A 4942-nucleotide genomic window follows, 5' to 3' on the forward strand; every position below is an offset into this window, starting at 1 on the left:
TTACCTCCTATAATCGAAAAACTGTACTAATATTATACATATGTAGTATTACACTATTCAGGTGCATCATGAAAAGACAGGATCCTGCACTCAAAATATCCAACCCCAGATTGCTTGCTGCTGTTTATTTTGGCTTACTGTCTGTAGTTGGTACCATACTCATTAACGCCTTCCTTTCCTCAATTGGAGTTGAGCAAATAATTCCTATATTTAAGGCAATCATTTTAGGAATGATCGTTGCATCATGTACTGGAGCAATTTTCGGTGAAAGTATTGTGCATTGTCCAAAACCCTATAAAGCAAAAACGTTCTGGCTTGGGTTCATTATGGTAATCGCATCAATTCCAGTATTTGTCCTGGGATTGCTTTTATTTATGACTGAAGAAAACGCCAAATTATTTTCAGTGGCTAAATTCCATGATTATGTTTATTTCTATCTGATAATGTTAGCTTACAGTTACATACTTTTTGGTTTTGTTCTAGCTCTAATGTCAGGATTAGCTGCTATGTATTTAAGAGGCCAATTAGTATACGATATCTTGCATACACACGAAAAAAGCAAACGCATGGCCAAACCAGCGCTAGCAAAAGGCAAAACCGATCGCTTACATAAAGTGCATGCAACGCATCATAAAACCTGAAAGTGACTTAGAAATATATATCCATAGAGGCATGATTTGACTAATGCAGGAATTAAATAATAAAAATCAACTTCTTGATTTATTAGCCGGTGGGGCAACAGTTTTCACCCCCAACAATAGACTAAGCGGTGCGTTGTTACAAGAATACTTCTCTTTTTGCCAAACCAGAACAGTAAGTAAACCTGCATGTTATCCATACAGTACCGCATTGATTAAAACCTTTAATCAATTGAAATACCAAGCGCCCAATCATCCTTATCCGATTTTACTAAATGATGCTCAATGCCAACACTTATGGCGAACCATTATCAAGTCAGATTCGGGGATAACCTACAGTGAAGGATTATTACGAAGTGTAATGCAAGCCTGGGAACATTGCGAACAATGGCAAATATCAACTGAAGATCAAGCATTCAGCTACACACCCCAAACGCGAACCTTCCAACAATGGTGGCAGCTGTTTAATAAAAAACTAAACAAAATAAAGGCAATAAATGAGCATCAATTAGTTCCTTTTTTAATAAATAATGATGAGTCCGTTTTGCCACAAAGTGCTGTCTGGGTTTGTTTTGATGATTTTAGTCCTCAGCAAATAATGCTCCAAAAACACTGGGAAAGTAAGGGATTAATTCAGTATCGATATGATTTAAAGGACAACCCAATCCTGCCCCGTGTATGTACTGCGAAAGATAACAAAGAAGAATATCAGCAACTTATTTCTTGGCTGAAACTGAAAATTGAACAAGGAGAGCAACGAATTGGCGTAGTGGTCCCCAATTTGGAACAAGAGTCACGCTCCTTACAAAGAACATTTCTACATCATTTTGATCATGAGTTGTTTAATATTTCTCTTGGGGAACCGCTCAGTGAGTTTTTACTTGTTGCTCACGCCCTGAATTGGCTGAATTTAAGTAACAATAACCTCGATCCGGTCCAAGCCGCCCTTCTGCTCCAATCACCATATCTGGGATCGGCTAAAGAAGAATATTCGGGAAGGTCACAACTCTTGCAAGACAGTATGTTGCTGCAGAAACAACGCATTAGCTTGCGGGCATTAATTAAAGAAACCCATCAATATGCTCCTAAATTATCAACACTATTAGACTCTATTATTCCCTATCCAGAATTTGCTACCCCGCAAGAATGGGTTGAACTGTTTCAAAATAGATTAAATGCCCTAGGCTTTCCTGGAGACACAGGACTAAATTCAGAAAACTATCAGTGTTTTAATCGTTTTGCTTCACTGTTTGATGAATTCAGACAATTAAGCCTGCTCAGCAAAAACCTGACGAATAAAGAGGCTATTGATGCGTTTACTCAATTGGCAAACAACACCATTTTCCAAGCACAAAAAACAAATGCCCCCATTCATATCTCTGGTATGCTTGAAGCATCAGGATGCGAATTTGATAGTCTTTGGGTTATGGGACTAAACGATCAGTGTTTGCCTAAAAAACCACGCTTGTCAGCATTCATTCCCCCCCAAATGCAACGAGATTTGCTCATGCCGCATAGTCATCCAAACCGTGAGCTACTTTTTGCCAAACAGACATTACAACGAATGGAAAGGGGAAGTGTCGACACTGTATTTAGCTATTCCAAAATGCAAGGAGATACCCCCAATTTACCATGTTCCCTGATTCTTCATTATCCCTCATATCAGTCCGTGTCACCTTCAGCTCAGCCTTTAATAAAAACAAGTCTGGTATCGTATGATGATTTATATACCATTCCATTGCTCTGCGATGAAAAAATATCCGGCGGTACAGCATTACTTGCCAATCAGGCTAAATGTCCTTTTAAAGCATTCGCAGAACACAGACTAAAAGCAAAGCCCGTACTGCAAACAACAGATGGCCTGGATGCCAAAGAAAAAGGAATAATAATTCATAAAATAATGGAGTTGTTTTGGCGTACAATAGGCAGCCAAAAACAATTACTCAGTTTAAATTCCCAGGTTTTGGAGCAACACGTTGAACAAGCCATTCGCTCAGCGTTATCCAATACCATACAAAACCACGCCGACTCATTCCCCGAATTAATACAGGAAGTGGAATTGGTTCGACTTAAACGGCTGGTATTGTCATTTTTAGAATGGGAAAAACAACGACCTGAATTTGAAATAGCAGCATTAGAGGAATCCTATTCTATCAATCTGGCAGGTTTGGATTTTTCTGTGCGCGTTGACAGACTGGATCGCGTTGAAGGTTCTAAATGGGTTATAGACTATAAAAGCAGTCTACCCGTCAGTAAACCATGGAATGAAGACCGACCCACAGAACCTCAGTTGTTGCTTTACACCTTGCTAGATAAGGAAATTAATACTTTATTGCTGATGCAATTAAAAACAGGAACCCTTCTTTGTAGTGGTTTAAGTGAAAACAAACTGGACATTAAAGGAATAAATACTTTAAAAAAGGAAGAGTCGTGGGAACTTCGCCGCAATGAATGGCAGCAACATTTAACCAATCTGGCTGAAGAGTTGCAACAAGGGCACTGTCCTCCCCAACCAGCAAGTGCTGCACTTTGTGGGTACTGTGATTTTCAAAATTTATGTCGTTATCGTGTTGTTCAAGAATCAGGAAATTACGATTGAAATGATTATAAGATAGTTATTAGGGTACGCTATAATCAAGACCAGTTACAGACCTTCATTCTCACCCTCATTTTAGGAGTTCTGATGCACCATTTAATTCTTGGCTATGGTTATTGCGGATACTATCTTGCCCAGGAATTATTAAATAACAATCAAAAAGTGGCCGCCCTGTCGCGACATTTAGATCCCCAAAAACAACTGCCCGGATTAAAGCATATAACACAAGATTTAAGTACTCCTGTTTATTGGGACGAACCAAATACCATTATTTATTATCTTATCCCTCCTTCTGCTCAGGGTGAAAGGGACCTTTTATTAAAAGAATTTCTGAAACAGAGCTTAATAAAAGCAAAAAAAATTATTTACTTTGGCTCAAGTGGAGTCTACGGAAATCATCAAGGTGCCTGGATTACGGAGGAATCACCCTGCTTCATAGATAATCCACGCCAACTTCGTCGATTGGATGCCGAACATCAATGGATGGAATATTGTAAACAGCACCATATAGACGCCGTATTGTTACGAATTGCCGGAATTTTTGGGCCACACCGCCTCCCAATAGAGGCAGCGTCAACCCAAACTCCTCTTATTGAACAAGGAAAAGCACCTTATACTAATCATATTTTTGTAAAAAACCTGGCTCGGATTGCCTTCTTGTTGGGTCAAAAACAAATTACTTACCCAATTTATAATATTGCAGATGGTGATCCACGACCAATGGGTACCTTACAACAACTAGTGGCCACATTACTCAATAAAGAACCCGCTCCTTACGAATCATTGGAACACGCTCTGGAGCGAGCCAGCCCAATGAAACGCGAATTTATAAATGGTTCCAAGCGCTTGGCTATTAATCTATTAAAAACCACTCTTGGTAACTCCTTATCCTTAAACACCCTGGAAGATGCGGTTAGTCAAAGCCTTTGAAATCTGGTGCTAGCGATTAACAGCAACATGAGTTATTCCCCTTCAATCTGTTTATAAGCTTTTGTAATCAAACAGCTCTATCGCTTGCAAAGTACATTAATAAGTCAAATAGCCCCTATTTTGCAAAAATTGCGTACGATATCTCATACTCCTTTAAACAAAAAAGAGCAAAATAAAACCTAGATGATTCAATAAAAAACTAATCTGATTCGGATTAAGGAGTTTAAAATGGTCTATTATCACGCAGATTCTATTGTAAAACTGAATGGTGGTTTTGGGGCGGCTAAAGTATACAAAGTAACGGAAGAATCCACTGGTACTGCATTTGTATTAAAATATGGCACTCCAGAACAAAATGTCAATGCCGTATTAGTCAGCGAATTTCTAAAAAAAGTGCTGAATAATGCCCAGATCACGATACGCGGCAAGAAATACAATTATCACACTCCCAACATAGAAATAGACCATGACTTAAATGGTGCCATAGTACAAAAACAAGAGTTCCTGAACGATTTAAGCCCCACCGTAGACGGGAAAAAAATTCAAGGTATAGCCAGTGCGGACAGTGTGCGAGAAGCTGCCAAATTTGGAGTAATTTATCAATTTTTGATGCTGGGAGATAATATATCTCATAATAATAGAATAAGCGCTGACGGACGTTTCAATATTTTTGACTTTGACAGCGCGTTCAATCTTGGCGGGCAATGTATGACAAGCCCGGACGCCCCCAATTTCAGGAAAGTTGTCGCCTCTGAATTAAATTAATTGTGGGAGGCGA

At 39.1% G+C, this 4942-nt stretch carries 4 protein-coding genes; all 4 read left to right on the forward strand.

All coding sequences use genetic code 11. The annotated features are described in order from the left end of the window. The first annotated feature begins 68 nt into the window (after positions 1-68). Entirely contained in the window at positions 69-641 is a 573-nt protein-coding gene (locus Q0495_RS09615) for a hypothetical protein (RefSeq protein ID WP_298625419.1), read from the forward strand. Between the two features lie 43 nt (positions 642-684). Further along, complete coding sequence (locus Q0495_RS09620) at positions 685-3237, forward strand: PD-(D/E)XK nuclease family protein (protein WP_298625422.1); 2553 nt, start codon at positions 685-687, stop codon at positions 3235-3237. A gap of 84 nt (positions 3238-3321) precedes the next feature. Further along, complete coding sequence (locus Q0495_RS09625; protein ID WP_298625425.1) at positions 3322-4164, forward strand: NAD-dependent epimerase/dehydratase family protein; 843 nt, start codon at positions 3322-3324, stop codon at positions 4162-4164. Positions 4165-4392: 228 nt separating this feature from the next. Beyond that, positions 4393-4929, forward strand: coding sequence for a hypothetical protein (locus Q0495_RS09630; RefSeq protein ID WP_298625427.1), 537 nt, complete (start codon positions 4393-4395; stop codon positions 4927-4929). Positions 4930-4942 lie beyond the last annotated feature (13 nt).

The organism is uncultured Legionella sp., assembly GCF_937871865.1.
In the GTDB taxonomy this organism is placed as follows: Bacteria; Pseudomonadota; Gammaproteobacteria; order Legionellales; family Legionellaceae; genus Legionella.

Coding starts and splice junctions, on each gene's coding strand:
- Q0495_RS09615 (WP_298625419.1), top strand. CDS start 69: ATGAAAAGACAGGATCCTGCACTCAAAATATCCAACCCCAGATTGCTT.
- Q0495_RS09620 (WP_298625422.1), top strand. CDS start 685: ATGCAGGAATTAAATAATAAAAATCAACTTCTTGATTTATTAGCCGGT.
- Q0495_RS09625 (WP_298625425.1), top strand. CDS start 3,322: ATGCACCATTTAATTCTTGGCTATGGTTATTGCGGATACTATCTTGCC.
- Q0495_RS09630 (WP_298625427.1), top strand. CDS start 4,393: ATGGTCTATTATCACGCAGATTCTATTGTAAAACTGAATGGTGGTTTT.